We start from the raw sequence: 19,395 nt of genomic DNA on the forward strand, positions 1-19,395 counted from the left end.
AATGACGCCAAGCAATGTTATGATAAAACATAATGATATTGTGAAAACACATAGTAATATTGTGAAAACACCAAATATTGCTCGTAAGCTAAGATGCTTACCAGGCCGTCTATTCTGCTTTTCAGCACTTTTTTAAAGCCTCCCATTATGGGGGGCTTTTTTATGGCCAATACATTATTGTGGGGAAGAAGATCATGGCGAATTCGCTCTATCAAAAGCACATCATCTCAATTCCAGAGCTTTCTCGTGAAGAGCTAGAATTAATTGTTCAAACGGCAGGTCAGCTAAAGGCTGAGCCAAACCCAGAACTCATCAAGAACAAAGTTGTTGCCAGCTGCTTCTTCGAACCTTCTACGCGAACTCGTCTCTCTTTTGAAACTGCGATTCAACGCATCGGTGGTGATGTGATTGGTTTCGACAGTGGTGGTAACACTTCTTTGGCAAAGAAAGGCGAAACGCTAGCGGACTCGGTACAGGTTATCTCTTCATACGTTGACGCTTACGTGATGCGTCACCCTCAAGAAGGCGCAGCGCGTCTGGCTTCTGAGTTCTCAAACGGTGTACCTGTTATTAACGCAGGTGACGGCGCAAACCAACACCCAACACAAACGTTACTAGACCTATTCTCTATCGCTGAGACACAAGGCCGCCTCGACAACCTAAACGTTGCATTCGTTGGTGACCTTAAGTACGGCCGTACGGTTCACTCATTGACTCAAGCACTAGCGAAGTTCGACAACATCTGTTTCTACTTCGTGGCTCCAGAAGCTCTAGCGATGCCAGACTACATTTGCGAAGAGCTTGATGAAGCGGGCATCAAGTACCAACTATTGACGGACATGGAAGATGTGATTCCTGAGCTCGATGTCTTGTACATGACTCGAGTTCAAAAAGAGCGCTTCGATGAGTCAGAATACGCGCACATAAAATCCGCATACATCCTGACCGCTTCGATGCTGGAAAATGCACGCGATAACCTGAAGGTTCTGCACCCTCTTCCTCGCGTTGATGAAATTACTGTCGATGTCGATAAAACACCTTACGCTTACTACTTCCAGCAAGCAGAGAATGGTGTTTACGCCCGTGAAGCATTGCTAGCCCTTGTTCTTAACGAAACGCTGTAGAGGAGAGATATAATGTCTAAAGAGACTCAATTAAAAGTTGAAGCAATCAGAAACGGTACTGTTATCGACCATATCCCAGCCAATATCGGGATCAAGGTTCTAAAACTGTTCGACATGCACAATTCTCATCAGCGCGTGACGATTGGCCTGAATCTACCGTCTTCTGCACTAGGCGGAAAAGACCTGCTCAAGATTGAGAATGTGTTTATCACAGAAGAACAGGCGAGCAAGCTGGCACTTTATGCGCCTCACGCAACAGTGAATCAAATCGAAGATTACGAAGTGGTTAAGAAACTACCACTAGAACTTCCTGAGCAAATCAACGATGTGTTCGAGTGTCCAAACACCAACTGTATTACTCACAATGAACCGGTTGAAAGTAGCTTTAAGATCTTTGAAAAGAAAGAAGATATTCGATTGAAGTGTAAGTATTGCGAAAAAGTCTTCTCTCGCGAGATCGTAACAGAAAGATAACGTCATACGGCAAAGCAGACCGAATGTAAAAACTATCAAATACCTCGCCTGTGCGGGGTATTTTGCGCTTTACCTATCCAAAGTTTGAAGGCACACTGAAAATTGATTTTTATCTAATAACTGATGGAATAAACCAATGACTAAAGTACTTCACACAGAATCTGCTCCAGCTGCAATCGGCCCATACGTACAAGGCGTTGACCTTGGCAACATGGTACTGACTTCTGGTCAAATCCCAGTAAATCCAGCAACTGGTGAAGTATCTGCTGATATCGCAGAGCAAGCTCGCCAATCTCTAGACAACGTTCAAGCGGTTGTTGAAGCTTCAGGCCTGACTGTAAAAGACATCGTAAAACTAACGGTATTCGTTAAAGACCTAAACGACTTCGGCACAGTAAACGAGGTTTACGGCAAATTCTTCGATGAGCACGGCGTTGCAAACTACCCTGCACGTTCATGTGTTGAAGTAGCTCGTCTACCAAAAGATGTAGGTATCGAGATCGAAGCTATTGCGGTTCGCAAATAGCTTTTAATCTCTAGATTAAACACCTTCGGATAAACGACTTAGCGTAATGCTGAGTGTTTATTAGATACAAAAAAGGTTGCCCCGTTGGCAACCTTTTTTATTGTTCATCGTTTCGCTTAGATAATTACTTTTTATTAAGCTCAACCACTTCTTTGTCTAACTCTTCAAGTTTCGCAGCCATCTGCTCACGAGCTAGGTTAGCCAGTTCACGAACATTAGACTTGTCGTAGCCTTCAGTGCTGATTGGTGGCAGCATTTCAACAATCACGTGACCATTGTTCCAACGGTTTAGCTTCACGCCACCGGTTGAGCTACACACGATAGGGATGATAGGCAAGCCAGCACCAATCGCAGCATGGAATGCACCTGTTTTGAATGGCAGCAGACCACGGCCACGAGAACGAGTGCCTTCAGGGAACATCCAAACTGAAACATCGCTCTCTTTTAGACTCGTCACGACCTGATCAATCGTACCTACCGCTTTGCTACGGTTAGCACGGTCAATTAGGATGTTACCCGTCAACCAGTAAAGCTGACCAAATAGAGGCATCCACACTAGGCTTTTCTTACCAACAGTTACCACTTTTGGCGTTACCGCTGATGAAATCGTGAATAGATCCCAGCTGTTTTGGTGGTTCGCCACATAAACATGTTGGCCGCGAGAGTAGGCATCTTCTGGGATGCGAAGCTCTAACTTCATGCCGAAGATCTTCGACATGCGACCGAAATAACGGCCAAAGGTAAATACGTGTTTCGGGTTGCGTGGACTTAATAGGCAGTAACCACAACCAAATACAAACATAAGAATCGCAAATATCGCCACTGCGAAAATACGTAATATTGCTATCATTTTGTTCCTCACCGACCGCCAAGTTGATTCATCTATTCGCGCAAAAATGAGCAATAGATTTACTCGCGGTAAATACAACTATAAAAAAGCCGAAACCAAGGTTCCGACTTTTATGTTTTCATCTTACTGATTCATGAATCCACTAACCTAGGTTAGTTCGACTCACTAAATCGTGTAATGTTTGCGCCTAAGGCTGACAATTTATCTTCAATCTTATCGTAGCCACGATCGATGTGATAAATACGGTCAACGATGGTTTCACCTTGAGCAATACAGCCAGCAATAACAAGGCTCGCAGATGCGCGAAGGTCCGTTGCCATTACTTGAGCGCCGCTCAGTTTTTCCGTTTCACCACAGATAGCCGTGTTACCTTCGATTTCCGCTTTTGCACCCATTCGCTGTAACTCAGGAATGTGCATAAAACGGTTTTCAAAGATAGTCTCAGTGATAACACCACTGCCCTTCGCCATCATGTTAAGCAGAGTAAACTGTGCTTGCATGTCGGTTGGGAAACCAGGGTGAGGTGCCGTTACGATTTTCACCGCTTTCAGTTCACGACCCGTCATATCAAGACTGATCCAGTCTTCGCCCGTTTCAACCTTCGCACCCGCTTCTTCAAGCTTCGCTAAGGCAGCTTCAAGAAGATGAGCGTTGGTGTTGCGACAAACCACTTTACCGCCAGAAACAGCAGCAGCAACCAGGAAAGTACCTGTTTCAATACGGTCAGCAACCACAGAGTGTTGGCCACCACCAAGACGTTCAACGCCTTCGATAGTAATCGTATCTGTACCTGCGCCAGAAATTTTAGCACCCAGTTTGTTTAGGAAGTCAGCCGTATCAACAATCTCAGGCTCACGCGCTGAGTTATCGAGTACTGTTGTTCCTTCCGCTAGCGTTGCTGCACACATGATAGTAATGGTGGCACCCACACTTACTTTATCCATCACGATGTGCGCGCCTTTCAGACGGCCATCAACACTTGCTTTCACATAGCCATCTTCCAACTTAATGGTCGCACCTAGTTGCTCTAGGCCGTGGATATGCAGATCAACAGGTCGAGCACCAATTGCACAACCGCCTGGAAGTGACACTTGGCCTTCACCAAAACGAGCGACTAGAGGACCTAAAGCCCAGATAGAAGCACGCATTGTTTTCACTAAATCGTAAGGCGCACAAAATTCATTAATTTCGCTGCCATCAACATGAACACTACCATTACGCGATACTTTTGCGCCTAAACGCTTAAGCAGTTCCATCGTAGTATCGATGTCACGTAGGTGAGGAACGTTACTTACTTCCACTGGCTCTTCAGCAAGAATTGAAGCAAATAAGATAGGTAGCGCTGCATTTTTTGCGCCTGAGATCGTCACTTCACCGCTTAGCGGCTTATCCGATCCAATAACTCGAAACTTTTCCATCATAAACCTTAAAGTGACATCAGTTTCTTATCACGTTCCCACTCTTCCGGCGTGAAAGCCTTAATAGAAAGAGCATGGATGTCATTGCGTTGAATGTATTCCATTAGTGGGCCGTAGATTAGTTGCTGCTTCTTAACTCGATTCATGCCGTCAAAACATGGATCAACCGCAACAACTTCGTAATGACTGCCTTCCCCTTTCACGAAAATTTCCTGAAGGTTCAGTGCTTCTGCTAATAATTCTTGTACTTTTGTGCTGTCCACAAATAGCTCCTGCCTAATTTTTTATGTGTTCTGCCATCATTGGCTGGATATTGCTCAATTGGAACAACGTTCGTAATTGTTCTGGCACGAAACTGAGCATTATATGACAGTTTTGATTTTTTGCATGCTCTAATAAGTGAATTAGCATCACCATTCCTGCTGAATCGACTCGATTTATATGGCTAAGGTCAATTTCAACGCTCGATTCCGTCGTTTGCCACTTTTCCAATATACGCCAGATTGCAGGGACACTGTCTCGGTCTAAATCACCGAACAGTTGATACTCTTTAGAGCTTAGTGCTTGCCATTGAGAATGGCTCATTATTTGTTACTCTCAAAACGAATCGGTTGTGCGGCTAATTTCTCTAGTTCGTCTGCAACTTGTAAGATGCCTTCTTGACGAATCTTAGTATTCCACTCCGATTGCTTGCTCGACAACAAGCTAATACCTTCGGCAACCATATCAAATGCTTTCCACTCGCCAGATTTCTTGTCTTTGCGAAGCTTAAATTCAAGCTTAATGTTTGGTCGCGGCGTATCGATGATGTCGACCTTGATACTGGTAATGCGGCTATCCGCTTTGATTTTTGGTTCTGGACCAAATTCAATCGTCTGATCTGTGTATTGAGTCAGCACTTGGGCATAAGAAGAAACAAGGTATTTACGGAATGAATCGATAAACACGCCCACGTCTTTTCTATCCGCGCCTTTCAAGTTTGGTCCAAGTAACTTAAGAGCTGCATATTGTGCATTCACATAAGGCATCAACTCTTCTTCCACGATGACCTTCAATAACTCTGGATCTTGGTGGATGTTGTCTTGTTCACTTTTCAAACGCTCAAATGCCACTTCGGCAACTTGAGTCATCATCTGGTAAGGCTGAGTACGGTCAATCGATTCTGCAGCAAAGGCTTGGGTAGAAATAAGCAACGCCATTGCCGCCATAAACATTGATTTCAAGTAACCAATAGCTTTTAAATAACTAATAGTTTTCAACATTATCTTATTCCTTAGCTTCGCTGTCATTAGAACCACCAACGCTATACAGCACTTGGCCAATCAAATCTTCTAGTACCAATGCTGACTTAGTGTCTTCAATTGAATCACCATCGACCAACATCTCTTCATCATCAAAAATGAAGCCTGGGACCAGACTAATGTACTGCTCACCAATTAAGCCAGATGTTAAAATTTGAGCACTAGAGGTATCTGGAAATTGTGAGTACTTCCCGTCAATAGACAGTTCAACGACAGGAAGGTAGCTCTCGGTATCAAGCTCAATGCTTTTAACTCGTCCAACAACGACGCCACCCACTTTCACTGGAGAACGAACTTTTAGGCTGCCAATGTTGTCAAAGGTCGCTTTTAGATTGTAAGTATGGTTCGAACCTATGCCTTTTACGTCAGCGACTTGAAAGATCATGATTAAGATTGCGCAAATTCCGGCAATAACAAAGGTGCCGACCCATAATTCTAATTTTCGAGTTTGTTGCATGATTAATTCCCAAACATCAATGCGGTAAGAACAAAATCTAGCCCTAGTACCGCTAGAGAAGAGTGCACTACAGTGCGTGTGGTTGCCTGACTGATACCTTCTGAAGTCGGTACTGCGTCATAACCATTGAAAAGTGCGATCCAAGTTACGGTGATAGCGAAGACCATACATTTGATCATGCTGTTACCAATATCTCGGCCAAGTTCTACTGAAGACTGCATCGCAGACCAGAAACTGCCGTGATCAATGCCTTTCCAATCAACACCAACCAGTTGACCGCCCCAAATACCTACCGCCATAAAAATCATAGCAAGCAATGGCATTGAAATAAGCCCGGCCCAAAGACGTGGTGCAATAATGCGTTTAAGAGGGTCAACGGCCATCATCTCAAGGCTTGAGATCTGCTCTGTTGCCTTCATTAACCCAATCTCTGCCGTGAGTGCTGAACCGGCTCGACCTGCAAATAATAACGCAGTCACCACAGGCCCCAACTCACGCAACAGTGAAAGCGCGACCATTTGACCAAGGTTTCCCTCAGCGCCGTAGTCAATTAACACGACATAGCCCTGCAGGCTGAGCACCATGCCGATAAACAGACCCGAAACTAAAATAATAGCCAATGACTGAACGCCAACGCTATAAAGTTGTTTTACTAATAAGGGGAAGTTTTTTAGTCGCGGGATGCCAAACAAAGCCCCAAATAACATCAGGCTTGCTCGACCAAATGACTCACAGCTCGCAAGTGTACGCTTACCGACACCCGCAATAGTTTTAACAATCATATTAAAACAAATCCTTTTCTAAGCTCTTCGCAGGGAATCTAAATGGTACTGGACCATCGGCTTCGCCTTGCAAAAATTGCTGCACTCTCGGATCGCTATTGTTGTACAACTCATCAGGTGTTCCAGCGGCAATAATCTTGCTATCTGCCATGAGGTAAACCCAATCAGCAATACTCATCACCTCTGGCACATCGTGAGAAACAACAATCGAGGTTAAGCCCAAGGCTTGATTGAGATTTCGTATCAATTCAACCAATACGCCCATGGTGATGGGATCTTGGCCAACAAACGGCTCATCGTACATGATAAGTTCTGGATCCAGTGCGATTGCGCGCGCCAGTGCGGCACGCCTAGCCATTCCGCCAGACAACTCACTCGGCATCAATTGCGCAGCACCACGTAATCCTACCGCTTCAAGCTTAAGTAATACGATGGTACGAATGAATTTTTCATTAAGTTCAGTGTGCTCTCGCAGCGGAAACGCCACATTATCAAAGACATTGAGATCCGTAAAAAGCGCACCCGATTGAAATAGCATGCTCATTTTCTTACGTGCTTGATACAGCTTTCGACGTGATAATGCAGGGACATTGTCGCCATCAAACCAAATTTCGCCTTCATCTGGCGGCAGTTGCCCACCAATCAAACGCAGTAAAGTCGTTTTGCCAATCCCAGACGGCCCCATGATTGCGGTTATCTTGCCTTGAGGCACCTCTAAACTGATGTCATCAAAGATAACGCGCTCACCACGTGAGAAGCTGAGGTTCTTAACTTTCACAAGCTCAGTGTTCAACATATTTTTGTTGTTTCCTTGCTTTAAAAAACGCCAATTATGGCTGCAATAATAATGAGTCTACTTTAGAATTAAAAGCACTGTTCAATTAATTCATATTAAACAGGAATCTATGCAGGGATTTGAAAGCATTAGGAAATTATCTATTGATCTCTCTTTCTTGCCTGCTAACTGGTAATTAATTTGCCGAGTGACTTCCCTTTTATCTAGCAACAGGTCAAAATTAGCGGTTAATTCTCCGTTTTTATTAATTTTTTAGGAATCATCATGCTTGAAGCGATTGCGTTTCTTATTATCGGTCTAGGTTTTTTGGTGTGGAGTGCAGATAAGCTGGTTTACGGTGCCGCTGCTCTTGCTCGCAACTTCGGTATTTCACCACTAGTTATCGGTATGACGATCTTAGCAATGGGGTCTTCGGCTCCTGAAATGATGGTTTCTGCGACAGCAGCCCTTGATGGCAAAACAGATACAGCTGTAGGCAACGTACTGGGCTCTAACATCGCCAACATCGCGCTGATTTTAGGTATTACAGCCCTTATCAAGCCGTTATCGATTAGCTCAGGCGTGATTCGTCGTGAACTACCATTAATGATCGGTGTCACTCTGCTAGCGGGCGCCCTATTGTGGGATAACCATTTAGGCTTCTATGAAGGCGTGTTGTTGTTTGTTCTTTTTGCCGCGTTTTTGTTTGCTATGTTGCAAATCAGCCGCAGCGAGAAAAAGAACGGCGATGCTTTCCTTGATGAGCAAGAATCAGAGATCCCTGAAGGCGTAAGTAACCCTAAGGCTGCAATGTGGGTCGTGATTGGTCTAATCGTCCTACCTTTAGCTGCTGATATGCTGGTAGATAACGCTGTGATCATCGCGAAGTTCTTCGGCATGAGCGACCTTGTCATTGGTTTAACCATCATTGCTGTTGGTACTAGCCTTCCTGAACTTGCAGCATCACTAGCCGGCGTTATGAAGGGTGAAGATGATATGGCTGTAGGTAATATCATTGGTTCAAACGTATTCAACATCCTTGCTGTTATGGGTATCCCGGGCATCCTAAACCCTTCGATCTTGAGCGAGTTCGCTATGGGTCGTGACTTCTGGGTAATGCTAGGCGTATCGCTACTACTTGTTGTGATGGCACTAGGAAAATCTCGTAGTGTGAATCGTATTGAAGGCGGCGTGTTAATTGTGACGTTCGTGGCCTACCAAAGTTACCTATTAATGAACATGTCGGCTTAATTGTTGATTTAACTTCCCGTACTTGGAGTATTTGATGTCTCAGCCATTTGATTACCGCAGCGTTGCAAAACAAGTTTTGGAAACCGAAGTTGCAGGTCTCACTCAATTAGACCAATATTTTAATGATGATTTTTGTAAAGCTTGCGACCTTATCCTGAACAACAAAGGCAAAGTCGTTGTGATGGGCATGGGTAAATCAGGCCACATTGGCAACAAAATCGCAGCAACATTGGCAAGTACCGGGACATCGGCTTTCTTTGTTCACCCAGGCGAAGCGGCGCATGGCGACTTAGGCATGATCGAACCTGGTGATATTGTGATTGCAATATCCAACTCCGGCGAATCGGGAGAAATCCTCAGCCTATTTCCTGTGTTAAAGCGTCTGAGCATCAAGATCATCAGCATGACAGGCAAGCCAGCATCAAACATGGCAACCCTGTCTGATATCCATTTACAAATTTCAGTACCGGAAGAAGCTTGTCCGCTGGGCTTAGCACCAACAACAAGCACCACGGCGACTTTGGTCATGGGTGATGCATTAGCCGTTGCACTTTTGCAGGCTCGAGGCTTCACCGCTCAAGACTTTGCCCTGTCTCATCCTGGTGGCGCTTTAGGTCGTCAGTTGCTGTTGAAGCTCGACGACATCATGCACACAGGCGATTCACTTCCTGTTGTAGCACCCGACGCACTAGTAAGAGACGCTCTACTAGAGATATCTCAGAAAGGCTTAGGCATGACAGCAATCGTTGGTGAAGATGGCCAAATGGCCGGTATTTTTACCGATGGTGATTTACGCCGTATCTTAGACAAACGCGTTGATATCCATAACACGCAGATCGGTGATGTGATGACGCTAAACCCGACGGTAGCCGAGCCAAACATGCTCGCGGTTGAGGGCTTAAACTTGATGCAAGCGAAGAGCATCAATGGCCTGATGTTATGCCAAGAAGGTAAATTAGTCGGAGCGTTAAACATGCATGACTTACTGAAAGCAGGAGTAATGTAATGACACAGACAGTCGAAACTCTATACGGCACTGTTAATTCAGATGTATTTGCAATTGCAAAAGAGATCAAACTGCTGATTTGCGATGTCGATGGTGTCTTCTCTGATGGTCGCATCTACATGGGCAACAACGGTGAAGAGCTGAAAACCTTCCACACTCGTGACGGTTACGGTATCAAATCACTGATGAACGCAGGCATTGAAATCGCGATCATCACGGGTCGCAAATCTCAAATTGTTGAGAATCGTATGACCGCTCTAGGCATTAAGCTGATTTATCAAGGTCAAGACGATAAAGTTAAGGCATACCAAGATATTTGCGATAAGCTTTCTGTAAACCCTGAAAATACAGGTTACATCGGAGACGATCTGATTGACTGGCCTGTAATGGAAAAAGTTGGCTTGAAGGTCTGTGTGGCAGATGGGCACCCGCTACTTGCAAAGCGTGCAAACTACGTGACAACCATTAACGGTGGTCATGGCGCGGTACGTGAAGTCTGTGACCTTATTTTACAAGCAAGAAATGAACTCGACGTGCATAAAGGTTTAAGCATATGAGTTTTACTCGTATTATCTATTTAATACTCATATTTATTGCCTCTTGGTCGACCTATTACTTGTACGACAAAGAGCAAACATCAACGATACAAGTGGCTCCAAATTTGGAGCTGCCCGCGTTTAGTGGCAAAAGCCTGAACAACATTAGCTACGACGAAAGCGGTATTCGCAGCTATCAGGTTGAATCGACGTATTTAGAACACTACTCAGTAGTTGGCGATACGCACTTTCAAAACCCAGTTCTTTCGGTATTCCGTGAAGGGCACACGATTGAATGGCAAGTCACCGCTGATCGCGCGATTATGGATGAGAATCAAGTTGTCACGTTTTATGACAACGTCGTGGCAAAGAACCTGTTGCCAGAAGCCAGCTTCGATACAATGACCACAGATAAAATGGTTGTTGAGCTGCCTAGCCGAGATTTTTATTCAGAGACTCCGGTCCATATGATCGGTACATTTTTTGAAACTGAGGGACAAGCAATGAAAGGTAACTTCGGTACCAACAATGCAACCCTCTTTAATTCTGTTCAAGGTAGATATGAAACTCTTACACCTTAGTTTATTCGCTTTGACCCTTGCGGCACCTAATGTCTATGCTCTGTCTTCGGATAGTGAGCAACCTGTCTACATTGACTCAGACAGCCAGCAATTGGATATGAAAAGTAACCAAGTGACTTTCCTTGGTGATGTGAACCTTAAACAAGGCAGCATCAATATCAATGCCGATAAGGTTATTGTTACTCGTAACGCCGTAAACGGTGAGATTGAAGAAATTCAAGGCTTCGGTAAGCCAGCAACCTTCTCTCAGCTTACTGACGACGGTAAGACACTCTACGGTGAAGCTGACGACCTGCACTACCAGCTTGTTGCCGACCGACTGATCATGACTAAGAATGCGATGTTATCTCAAGATGGCAGCATCATTCGCGGTTCTAAGATCACTTACCAGATCGGTTCTCAGAAATTAGTCGCTGACAGTGGTGAAAACAAACGAGTGTCAACGGTTTTACAACCAACGGAAGTGAATAAGTAACGATGGCTGTTCTTAAAGCAAAAAACCTAGCGAAAACCTACAGTAAACGTAAGGTTGTTACCGATGTAAGCTTACAGGTAGAGTCAGGCCAGATCGTCGGTCTGCTTGGGCCTAACGGTGCAGGTAAAACCACATCTTTCTATATGATTGTTGGTTTGGTGGCGCGTGATGAAGGTACCATCAGCATTGATGACCGAGACATCAGTATCTTACCAATGCACAGCCGCTCTCGTCTTGGTATCGGTTACCTGCCTCAAGAAGCATCGATTTTCCGTAAGTTGTCCGTAGAGAACAACATCATGGCGGTTTTACAAACCCGTGATGAAATGACCAACGAACAACGCCAAGATAAGCTGGAAGACCTGCTAGAAGAGTTCCACATCCAACATATCCGCACCAGCAATGGTATGGCTCTGTCGGGTGGTGAGCGTCGTCGTGTAGAGATTGCTCGTGCACTAGCAGCAAACCCGCAGTTCATTCTATTGGATGAACCATTCGCCGGTGTTGACCCGATCTCAGTAATCGATATCAAAAAAATCATTGTTCACCTGCGTGATCGCGGCTTGGGCGTTTTGATTACCGACCACAACGTTCGTGAAACATTAGACGTGTGTGAAAAAGCTTACATCGTAAGCCAAGGACACCTGATCGCTGAGGGTACTCCTGAAGATGTTCTCAATAACGAACAAGTTAAACAAGTTTATCTAGGCGAACAATTCCGTCTATGATTATATAGAGAGTATCGAGAGTTCTAAGAATAATAACTAGGTAAGTCACACTGAATGAAACCCTCATTACAACTTAAGCTAGGCCAACAGTTAGCAATGACTCCTCAATTGCAGCAAGCGATTCGTTTGTTGCAATTGTCTACTTTAGATTTGCAGCAAGAGATTCAAGAAGCACTTGAATCTAACCCACTACTCGATGTCGAAGAAGGCAATGAAGATACGCCAACATCGGAAGAAAAACCTAGCAGTGACGAAAAAGAAACTGTTGAAGCCACAGAGCAAGACTTACCTGATAGCTCAGACTTAATCGAAAAATCAGAGATTGGCAACGAACTAGAAATCGACACAACTTGGGAAGACGTCTACAGCGCGAACACCGGTAACACGGGTATTGCGATTGATGACGACATGCCGGTTTATCAAGGCGAAACCACTCAAAGCCTGCACGATTACCTACTTTGGCAACTCGACTTAACGCCATTCACTGACACCGACCGAAGCATCGCTTTTGCATTAATCGATGCCATCGACGACTACGGCTACCTCACTGTAACTTGTGAAGACATCCTTGAAAACTTCGACAATGAAGAGATCGAGCTTGATGAAATTGAAGCGGTACGTAAACGAATTCAGCAGTTTGATCCGCTAGGTGTCGGTTCAGTCAACCTGCAAGATTGCTTGTTACTGCAACTGGCAACCTTTCCCCAAGATACGCCTTGGCTTAACGAAGCTAAGTTAGTACTTACTAGCCATATCGACCAACTCGGCAATCGCGATTACAAACTGGTTATCAAAGAGACCAAGTTGAAAGAAGCAGAACTACGTGAAGTTTTGCAACTGATTCAACAGCTGGACCCTCGTCCTGGCAGTAAGATTACTCCGGATGAAACTGAGTATGTGGTTCCAGATGTATCTGTCTTCAAAGACCTTGGCAAATGGTTAGTGACCATTAACCCTGATAGCGTGCCTAAGTTGAAAGTGAATCAGCAGTACGCTGATCTGGGCAGTAAAGGCAACAGCGCCGACAATCAATACATCCGCTCAAATTTGCAAGAAGCAAAGTGGTTAATTAAAAGCCTAGAGAGCCGAAATGAGACGCTACTCAAAGTTGCGCGATGCATTGTTGAACATCAGCGTGATTTCTTCGAACATGGCGAAGAAGCGATGAAGCCAATGGTTCTTAATGATGTTGCGTTAGCTGTTGATATGCACGAATCCACGATCTCTCGTGTGACGACTCAAAAATTCATGCATACGCCACGTGGCATCTTCGAGCTCAAATACTTTTTCTCAAGCCATGTCAGCACTGACAATGGCGGTGAATGTTCATCTACAGCAATTCGCGCACTCATCAAGAAGCTTGTCGCAGCGGAAAATACCGCGAAGCCTCTAAGTGATAGTAAGATTGCTGCTTTACTGGCTGACCAAGGAATTCAGGTAGCTAGACGTACCATAGCGAAATACCGTGAGTCTCTGGGCATTGCCCCATCGAGTCAGCGTAAACGCCTGCTATAAGCTCATTTAGTCGCTAGTTACTTAGCAACTATGATCAGGCAACCAACTGAAAAGGAAAGTCTATGCAAATCAATATTCAAGGCCATCACGTTGATCTTACCGATTCAATGCAAGACTATGTTCACACCAAATTCGACAAACTTGAGCGCTTCTTTGATCATATCAATAGCGTTCAGGTTGTTTTAAAAGTTGAGAAAATCAATCAAATCGCAGAAGCTACCCTGCATATAAATCAGGGGGAAATCCATGCGACAGCAACAGATGAAAGCATGTATGCCGCGATTGATTCATTGGTTGATAAACTCGTCCGCCAACTCAACAAGCACAAAGAAAAGCTAAGTAGTCACTAACATGCAATTAAGCGAAGTACTTTCATTGGACTGCACCAAAAGTGCAGTCCAATGCACAAGCAAAAAAAGAGCCCTTGAGCTCATCAGCCAGATAGCAGCTGAGAGCTGCGGTCAAGATTCAACAGAGCTATTTGAGTGTATGTTGAGCCGTGAGAAGATGGGCAGTACCGGTATTGGTAATGGTATCGCGATTCCCCATGCTCGTATGAATGTCAGTGATAAAGCGATAGCTGTATTACTGCAATGCCAAGATCCTATCGAATTTGATGCGATTGATAATCGTCCTGTCGACCTACTATTTGCCCTGCTTGTTCCTAGCGAACAATGCAAAGAGCATCTAAAAACCCTTTCTTGTATGGCAGAACGACTAAACGACAAGCAGACTCTTAAACAGCTGCGTAATGCTCAGAGCGATCAAGAGCTTTACGACATCATGATTCAAGTGCCAACTTGCGAGCAATAACATGCGATTAATCGTGGTTAGTGGCCAATCAGGGGCCGGTAAAAGTGTTGCGTTACGAGTCCTAGAAGACTTGGGGTATTACTGTGTCGATAATCTACCAGTAAACCTGCTCAACAACTTTGTCGAATCGGTACGCGAAAGCAACCAAAACGTTGCGGTAAGTATTGATATACGTAACCTACCGAAAGAGCCTCAGTTAGTCACCGACACGCTCGAGCAACTCGAGTCAGCTACAAACATCGATGTTGATGTATTGTTCCTCGATGCCAGCAAGCAGACACTCCTTAAGCGCTACAGCGAAACCCGCAGAATCCACCCTTTATCAATTGGCCAAGAAAAGCTCTCTCTTGAGCAAGCGATTGATTTAGAGAAGACACTTCTGACACCTCTCGCAGAGCACGCCAGCATTGTGATCGACAGCAGTGACTGCAACCTCTACGAATTGAGTGAAAAGGTTCGATTTAAAGTTGAAGGCAAAGAGAAGCAAGAGCTGATCATCGTCTTTCAATCTTTCGGTTTTAAGTATGGCTTGCCAAGTGATGCCGACTACGTGTTTGATGTTCGCTTTTTGCCGAACCCTCACTGGGAACCTGCACTACGACCACTAACCGGGCTAGATGCACCAATTCACTCCTTTCTAGAAGAACACTCAGAAGTTCTGGAACTCAAGCAACAGATCCAAGGCTTTGTTGAACAGTGGTTACCAATGTTAGAGAAGAACAATCGCAGTTACCTAACGGTCGCGATTGGCTGTACTGGCGGCAAACACCGCTCGGTTTATCTAACCCAGAAAATTGGTGAGTACTTTGAGCAACTTGGCCATCAAGTTCAAATCAGACACGCCTCCCTAGAGAAGCACCAACAGGGCTAACCATGGAATTAACTCGAACTGTACTGATCCAAAATCGCTTGGGTCTTCACGCTAGAGCAGCCGTAAAGTTGGTTGAGCTTGCACAAAGCTTTGATGCAACCATCACTATCCATAGCGAAGAAGATAAAACAGCAACAGCAGACAGCGTAATGGGGTTACTTATGCTGGAATCAGCGCAAGGGCAACATATTACGATTCAAGCTGCAGGTACCGATTCACAGCAAGCACTGGATGCCGTCTGTCATCTCATTGAAGACAAGTTTGATGAGGGTGAGTAGCGAAAACGCTTCACTCACAACGCCTAAGACTCAAACAACGAACCAACCAATATTAAATCTTAGTTCTATCTAAGTTTATGATTTAAATAAGCCCCAGAATTAAGTTACTATTCCAACCATTGTTAGAATAATGAGATAGGAGGAAAATATGGCAGAGCAATTAGAATTCGACCAAGCTCACCAAACCCTCCAAGAAGTCAGCGAAGCCCTAGAAAACGGCCGATTTGTTCACGTACGCCGACAACTTCAGGACATGGAGCCTGAAGATATTGCACACCTTTTAGAAGCCTCCCCTCGCAAAAGTCGTGACGTACTCTGGCAACTCACCGATCCTGAAGACTACGGTGAAATTCTTGATGAACTAAACGAAGACGTCAAAGATGCTCTTGTGTCGAAAATGGCACCTGAGACCTTGGCAGAAGCAACCGAAGGTATGGAAACCGATGACGTCGCGTACGTACTTCGAAGCCTACCCGACGATGTTTCTCGCGAAGTCCTTTCTCAAATGGACTCCGTCGATCGTGCATTAGTTGAAACTGCCCTGTCGTACCCTGAAGATTCAGCGGGTGCGATCATGAACACCGACGTAATCACGATTCGTGGTGATGTCGATGTTGACGTTGTATTGCGCTACATGCGTATGCGTGGCGAACTGCCGGATGCAACTGATGCTCTGTATGTTATTGATGAAGAAGAACGTCTTATCGGTAACCTATCACTTACCACGCTAGTAACGACTCAACCTGATGTCCCTGTTTCAGAAGTGATGGATGATGCCGACGAAGCGATCGCGGTAGAAACCAGTGCGTCAGATATCGCGAGCCTGTTTGAACGTCGTAACTGGGTTTCTGCGCCTGTCATCGATAGTAACCAGCACCTTGTTGGTCGTATCACCATCGATGACGTGGTTGATGTTATCCGTGAAGATGCCGAACACTCAATGATGAGTATGGCGGGTATGGACGATGACGAAGATACCTTCGCACCGGTCGTAAAATCTGCTCGTCGTCGTAGTGTGTGGCTTGGTGCTAACGTACTCGCAGCACTGGCGGCAGCATCTGTATCAAACATGTTTGAAGCAACGCTCGATCAAATGGCAGCGATTGCGGTTCTGATGACTATCGTGCCTTCGATGGGGGGTGTTGCGGGTAACCAAACCGTTGCTCTGGTGATTCGTGGTTTGGCACTCGGTCATATCGGTGACAGTAACAAACGCGAACTGCTACTCAAAGAGGCAGCCATCGGCTTCCTAAACGGCGTTCTATGGGCCGTTATCATTGGTGGTATCGTGGTGGCTTGGAAAGGTAACTGGATACTGGGAGGCATCATCTCAGCGGCGATGATGACCAACTTGATTGTCGCAGGTATTGCTGGTGTAACTATCCCAGTGATGTTGAAGAAGATGAATATCGATCCAGCCCTTGCTGGCGGTATGGCACTGACCACAGTAACCGATGTTATTGGCCTATCGGTGTTCCTAGGCTTAGCGACCATACTGATCTAGTTAGCATAAGCAGTTAGCCAATTTTTGGCGAAATACAGAAAACAAAAAGGGAGCCACGGCTCCCTTTTTTAATTCATCAGATTCACTTTAATTGAATTACTCACCCGCGACTTTCATCGACTCAAGCAGGATAGAACCCGTTTGAATTTGCGAACGTGTTTCTACGTCGTTACCCACAGCAACAATCTGAGTAAACATGTCTTTTAGGTTACCTGCGATTGTTACTTCTGATACTGGGTATTGGATCTCTCCGTTTTCAACCCAGAAACCTGCAGCGCCACGTGAATAATCACCCGTTACGGTGTTTACGCCTTGGCCCATCACTTCAGTGACTAGGAAGCCAGTACCCAACTCTTTTAGCATCTGCTCAAAGTTTTGACCGGTCGATTTAACGAACCAGTTATGAATACCACCAGCATGACCGGTTGGCGTCATATCCATCTTACGTGCGGCATAGCTCGTTAGTAGGTAAGTTGCTAGCACACCGTCAGTGATGATTTCACGATCTTGAGTGAACACACCTTCGCTATCGAATGGGCTTGAAGCCAAACCACGCAAGATATGTGGTCGCTCAGAAATGTTAAACCAGTCAGGTAGGATTTTCTGACCGAGATGATCCAATAGGAATGACGACTTGCGGTAAAGGTTACCGCCACTGATCGCCATAACAAGGTGACCAATCAAGCCAGTTGCCACATCATTAGCGAACATAATTGGGTACTGGCCTGTTGGTAGCTTTTTCGCATCCAAACGGCTAATGGTCTTTTCTGCAGCTTCTTGACCTACACGCTCAGGCGTCCACAGCTCGTCACGGTGACGTGCAACGGTGTAGCTGTAGTCACGTTCCATTTCACCGTTAGCGCCTTGCCCAATCACGCAGCAGCTCGTGCTATGGCGACTTGAAGCGTAGCTTGCTAGTAAGCCATGGCTGTTACCATAAACCTTAACGCCATAGTGGCTATCGTAGCTTGCGCCATCACTCTGTTTGATCTTGTCGCTATAAGCTAACGCTTGCTTCTCAGCAGCAATCGCAATCTCAGCGGCATAGTCAGGGTTTGGTTCATCAGGGTGAAAAAGATCCAAGTCTGGAATTTCTTTTACCATGTATTCTTTTGCTGCAGGACCTGCAAATGGGTCTTCAGACGTGTACTGAGCGATATCAAGCGCAGCCGCGACTGTTTGAGCAATAGCCTTTTCACTCAGATCAGATGTAGATGCGCTGCCTTTTTTCTGGCCGCGATAAACAGTAATACCTAGCGCACCATCACTATTAAATTCAACGTTTTCCACTTCACACATACGTGTTGAAACACTTAAACCCGTTGACTTAGTAATAGCGACCTCAGCTGCGTCTGCACTCACTGATGCCATATCCAACGCTTTAGCTACTGCGGCTTCTAGCTCAACTCTTTGCTGGGCGACTTGCTGTTTTACATCCATATCTATTCTAATTTTTTAGGTCAATATTACGTAGGATAACAAGAATTTCGCTTTCTCCCCAAGATTCTTGCTAAAATAGGCAATATATTCGTTTGAGATAGTGACATAGGCAGAAAAGATGGCTCGCAAAAACCAAAAAGCCCCATGGGAACCAGAAGAAGAAATCATCTGGGTAAGTAAGACAGAAATGAAAACCGACATGGATGCCCTGCAAAAGCTGGGAGAAGAGCTTGTTGGTCTAAAGCCTTCTGTATTAGACAAATTTCCGCTGTCTGAAGATTTGGCACAAGCGATTAAAGATGCACAACGCTTTAAAAATGAAGCGAAGCGTCGTCAACTTCAATACATTGGTAAAGTAATGCGCAATGTCGATCCTGAGCCAATTCAAGCGGCTTTGGATAAAGTACGTAACAAACACTCACAAGCAACAGCTGAGCTACACAAGCTTGAGCAACTGCGTGATCGTGTTGTTGCTGAAGGTGATGCGGCTATTTCAGAAGTAATGGAAATGTACCCTGAAGCAGACCGTCAGCGTCTTCGTCAGCTAGCTCGCCAAGCTAACAAAGAGAAATCAGCGAACAAGCCTGCAAAGTCTTCTCGTGAGATCTTCCAAATCTTAAAAGAGCTAAAGCTAGAAGACTAATCGTTATCTCGCTTTACTCATAGAGTGAATAAAAGACCTAGCGCATG

General features: G+C 45.1%; 25 protein-coding genes. 16 read left to right on the forward strand and 9 right to left on the reverse strand.

The features are described from left to right. Positions 1-194 precede the first annotated feature (194 nt). The 3 genes from pyrB to AB4249_RS03245 all read left to right on the forward strand — a co-directional run bounded on the left by pyrB (position 195) and on the right by AB4249_RS03245 (position 2,124). Positions 195-1,124 (forward strand): aspartate carbamoyltransferase, encoded by a 930-nt coding sequence (gene pyrB, locus AB4249_RS03235; protein WP_012604860.1) that lies wholly within the window; start codon positions 195-197, stop codon positions 1,122-1,124. 12 nt (positions 1,125-1,136) lie between these two features. After that, on the forward strand, positions 1,137-1,598 hold the full coding sequence (gene pyrI, locus AB4249_RS03240; RefSeq protein WP_017058927.1) for an aspartate carbamoyltransferase regulatory subunit: 462 nt from the start codon (positions 1,137-1,139) through the stop codon (positions 1,596-1,598). Between the two features lie 136 nt (positions 1,599-1,734). Next, positions 1,735-2,124 carry a RidA family protein gene (locus AB4249_RS03245; RefSeq protein ID WP_004735319.1) on the forward strand — a complete coding sequence of 130 codons (390 nt, stop codon included), beginning with the start codon at positions 1,735-1,737 and terminating at the stop codon, positions 2,122-2,124. A 124-nt stretch (positions 2,125-2,248) separates the two neighbouring features. Here the strand turns inward: AB4249_RS03245 and AB4249_RS03250 are convergent, their stop codons facing one another. The 8 genes from AB4249_RS03250 to mlaF all read right to left on the reverse strand — a co-directional run bounded on the left by AB4249_RS03250 (position 2,249) and on the right by mlaF (position 7,728). Continuing rightward, a complete protein-coding gene (locus tag AB4249_RS03250) occupies positions 2,249-2,974 on the reverse strand; it encodes a 1-acylglycerol-3-phosphate O-acyltransferase (protein ID WP_017058926.1) in 726 nt (241 codons plus the stop codon). A 152-nt stretch (positions 2,975-3,126) separates the two neighbouring features. Continuing rightward, positions 3,127-4,392 carry a UDP-N-acetylglucosamine 1-carboxyvinyltransferase gene (murA, locus tag AB4249_RS03255; protein WP_017058925.1) on the reverse strand — a complete coding sequence of 422 codons (1,266 nt, stop codon included), beginning with the start codon at positions 4,390-4,392 and terminating at the stop codon, positions 3,127-3,129. Between the two features lie 8 nt (positions 4,393-4,400). Beyond that, a complete protein-coding gene (gene ibaG, locus AB4249_RS03260) occupies positions 4,401-4,655 on the reverse strand; it encodes a BolA family iron metabolism protein IbaG (RefSeq protein ID WP_017058924.1) in 255 nt (84 codons plus the stop codon). Positions 4,656-4,668: 13 nt separating this feature from the next. Then, the gene (locus tag AB4249_RS03265; RefSeq protein ID WP_017058923.1) at positions 4,669-4,977 is read right to left on the reverse strand and encodes a lipid asymmetry maintenance protein MlaB; all 309 of its coding nucleotides are present in this window, start codon (positions 4,975-4,977) and stop codon (positions 4,669-4,671) included. After that, positions 4,977-5,606 carry a phospholipid-binding protein MlaC gene (locus AB4249_RS03270; RefSeq protein ID WP_120459707.1) on the reverse strand — a complete coding sequence of 210 codons (630 nt, stop codon included), beginning with the start codon at positions 5,604-5,606 and terminating at the stop codon, positions 4,977-4,979. Before AB4249_RS03270 ends, AB4249_RS03265 begins: the two co-directional genes overlap by 1 nt. Before the next feature lie 52 nt (positions 5,607-5,658). Beyond that, a complete protein-coding gene (gene mlaD / locus AB4249_RS03275) occupies positions 5,659-6,150 on the reverse strand; it encodes an outer membrane lipid asymmetry maintenance protein MlaD (protein ID WP_017058921.1) in 492 nt (163 codons plus the stop codon). 2 nt (positions 6,151-6,152) lie between these two features. Then, positions 6,153-6,932: a lipid asymmetry maintenance ABC transporter permease subunit MlaE gene (gene mlaE, locus AB4249_RS03280; protein ID WP_017058920.1), complete on the reverse strand. Its 780-nt coding sequence runs from the start codon at positions 6,930-6,932 to the stop codon at positions 6,153-6,155. A gap of 1 nt (position 6,933) precedes the next feature. After that, a complete protein-coding gene (gene mlaF / locus AB4249_RS03285) occupies positions 6,934-7,728 on the reverse strand; it encodes a phospholipid ABC transporter ATP-binding protein MlaF (protein ID WP_171733232.1) in 795 nt (264 codons plus the stop codon). Between the two features lie 264 nt (positions 7,729-7,992). Here mlaF and AB4249_RS03290 point away from each other — a divergent pair, with 264 nt between their 5' ends. The 12 genes from AB4249_RS03290 (at position 7,993) to mgtE (ending at position 17,265) form a co-directional block, all read left to right on the forward strand. Beyond that, positions 7,993-8,958: a calcium/sodium antiporter gene (locus AB4249_RS03290; protein ID WP_017063737.1), complete on the forward strand. Its 966-nt coding sequence runs from the start codon at positions 7,993-7,995 to the stop codon at positions 8,956-8,958. Between the two features lie 34 nt (positions 8,959-8,992). Next, positions 8,993-9,964, forward strand: coding sequence for an arabinose-5-phosphate isomerase KdsD (kdsD, locus tag AB4249_RS03295; RefSeq protein WP_017058917.1), 972 nt, complete (start codon positions 8,993-8,995; stop codon positions 9,962-9,964). Next, entirely contained in the window at positions 9,964-10,521 is a 558-nt protein-coding gene (gene kdsC / locus AB4249_RS03300; RefSeq protein ID WP_017058916.1) for a 3-deoxy-manno-octulosonate-8-phosphatase KdsC, read from the forward strand. Before kdsD ends, kdsC begins: the two co-directional genes overlap by 1 nt. Beyond that, the gene (gene lptC, locus AB4249_RS03305) at positions 10,518-11,081 is read left to right on the forward strand and encodes an LPS export ABC transporter periplasmic protein LptC (RefSeq protein ID WP_004735306.1); all 564 of its coding nucleotides are present in this window, start codon (positions 10,518-10,520) and stop codon (positions 11,079-11,081) included. Before kdsC ends, lptC begins: the two co-directional genes overlap by 4 nt. Further along, positions 11,062-11,556 carry a lipopolysaccharide transport periplasmic protein LptA gene (gene lptA / locus AB4249_RS03310; RefSeq protein WP_017058914.1) on the forward strand — a complete coding sequence of 165 codons (495 nt, stop codon included), beginning with the start codon at positions 11,062-11,064 and terminating at the stop codon, positions 11,554-11,556. The genes lptC and lptA overlap by 20 nt, the downstream gene beginning before the upstream one ends. Positions 11,557-11,558: 2 nt before the next feature. Further along, positions 11,559-12,284, forward strand: coding sequence for an LPS export ABC transporter ATP-binding protein (gene lptB, locus AB4249_RS03315; protein ID WP_004735304.1), 726 nt, complete (start codon positions 11,559-11,561; stop codon positions 12,282-12,284). Between the two features lie 54 nt (positions 12,285-12,338). After that, positions 12,339-13,799, forward strand: coding sequence for an RNA polymerase factor sigma-54 (locus AB4249_RS03320; protein ID WP_017058913.1), 1,461 nt, complete (start codon positions 12,339-12,341; stop codon positions 13,797-13,799). Between the two features lie 62 nt (positions 13,800-13,861). Continuing rightward, entirely contained in the window at positions 13,862-14,149 is a 288-nt protein-coding gene (gene hpf, locus AB4249_RS03325; protein ID WP_009847742.1) for a ribosome hibernation promoting factor, read from the forward strand. A 1-nt stretch (position 14,150) separates the two neighbouring features. Next, positions 14,151-14,612 (forward strand): PTS IIA-like nitrogen regulatory protein PtsN, encoded by a 462-nt coding sequence (gene ptsN, locus AB4249_RS03330; protein ID WP_004738707.1) that lies wholly within the window; start codon positions 14,151-14,153, stop codon positions 14,610-14,612. 1 nt (position 14,613) lies between these two features. Continuing rightward, the gene (gene rapZ / locus AB4249_RS03335) at positions 14,614-15,483 is read left to right on the forward strand and encodes an RNase adapter RapZ (RefSeq protein ID WP_017063735.1); all 870 of its coding nucleotides are present in this window, start codon (positions 14,614-14,616) and stop codon (positions 15,481-15,483) included. Between the two features lie 2 nt (positions 15,484-15,485). Then, the gene (locus AB4249_RS03340; protein WP_017066670.1) at positions 15,486-15,761 is read left to right on the forward strand and encodes an HPr family phosphocarrier protein; all 276 of its coding nucleotides are present in this window, start codon (positions 15,486-15,488) and stop codon (positions 15,759-15,761) included. A 148-nt stretch (positions 15,762-15,909) separates the two neighbouring features. Then, positions 15,910-17,265 carry a magnesium transporter gene (gene mgtE / locus AB4249_RS03345; protein WP_017058911.1) on the forward strand — a complete coding sequence of 452 codons (1,356 nt, stop codon included), beginning with the start codon at positions 15,910-15,912 and terminating at the stop codon, positions 17,263-17,265. A gap of 96 nt (positions 17,266-17,361) precedes the next feature. On the opposite strand, the gene pmbA is transcribed toward mgtE, so the two are convergent. After that, positions 17,362-18,705: a metalloprotease PmbA gene (gene pmbA, locus AB4249_RS03350; RefSeq protein ID WP_017058910.1), complete on the reverse strand. Its 1,344-nt coding sequence runs from the start codon at positions 18,703-18,705 to the stop codon at positions 17,362-17,364. Positions 18,706-18,823: 118 nt separating this feature from the next. On the opposite strand from pmbA, the gene yjgA reads away from it, so the two are divergent. Then, positions 18,824-19,348 (forward strand): ribosome biogenesis factor YjgA, encoded by a 525-nt coding sequence (gene yjgA / locus AB4249_RS03355; RefSeq protein WP_017058909.1) that lies wholly within the window; start codon positions 18,824-18,826, stop codon positions 19,346-19,348. Positions 19,349-19,395: the final 47 nt, after the last annotated feature.

This window comes from Vibrio sp. 10N.261.55.F4, assembly GCF_041470465.1.
In the GTDB taxonomy this organism is placed as follows: Bacteria; Pseudomonadota; Gammaproteobacteria; order Enterobacterales; family Vibrionaceae; genus Vibrio; species Vibrio crassostreae_C.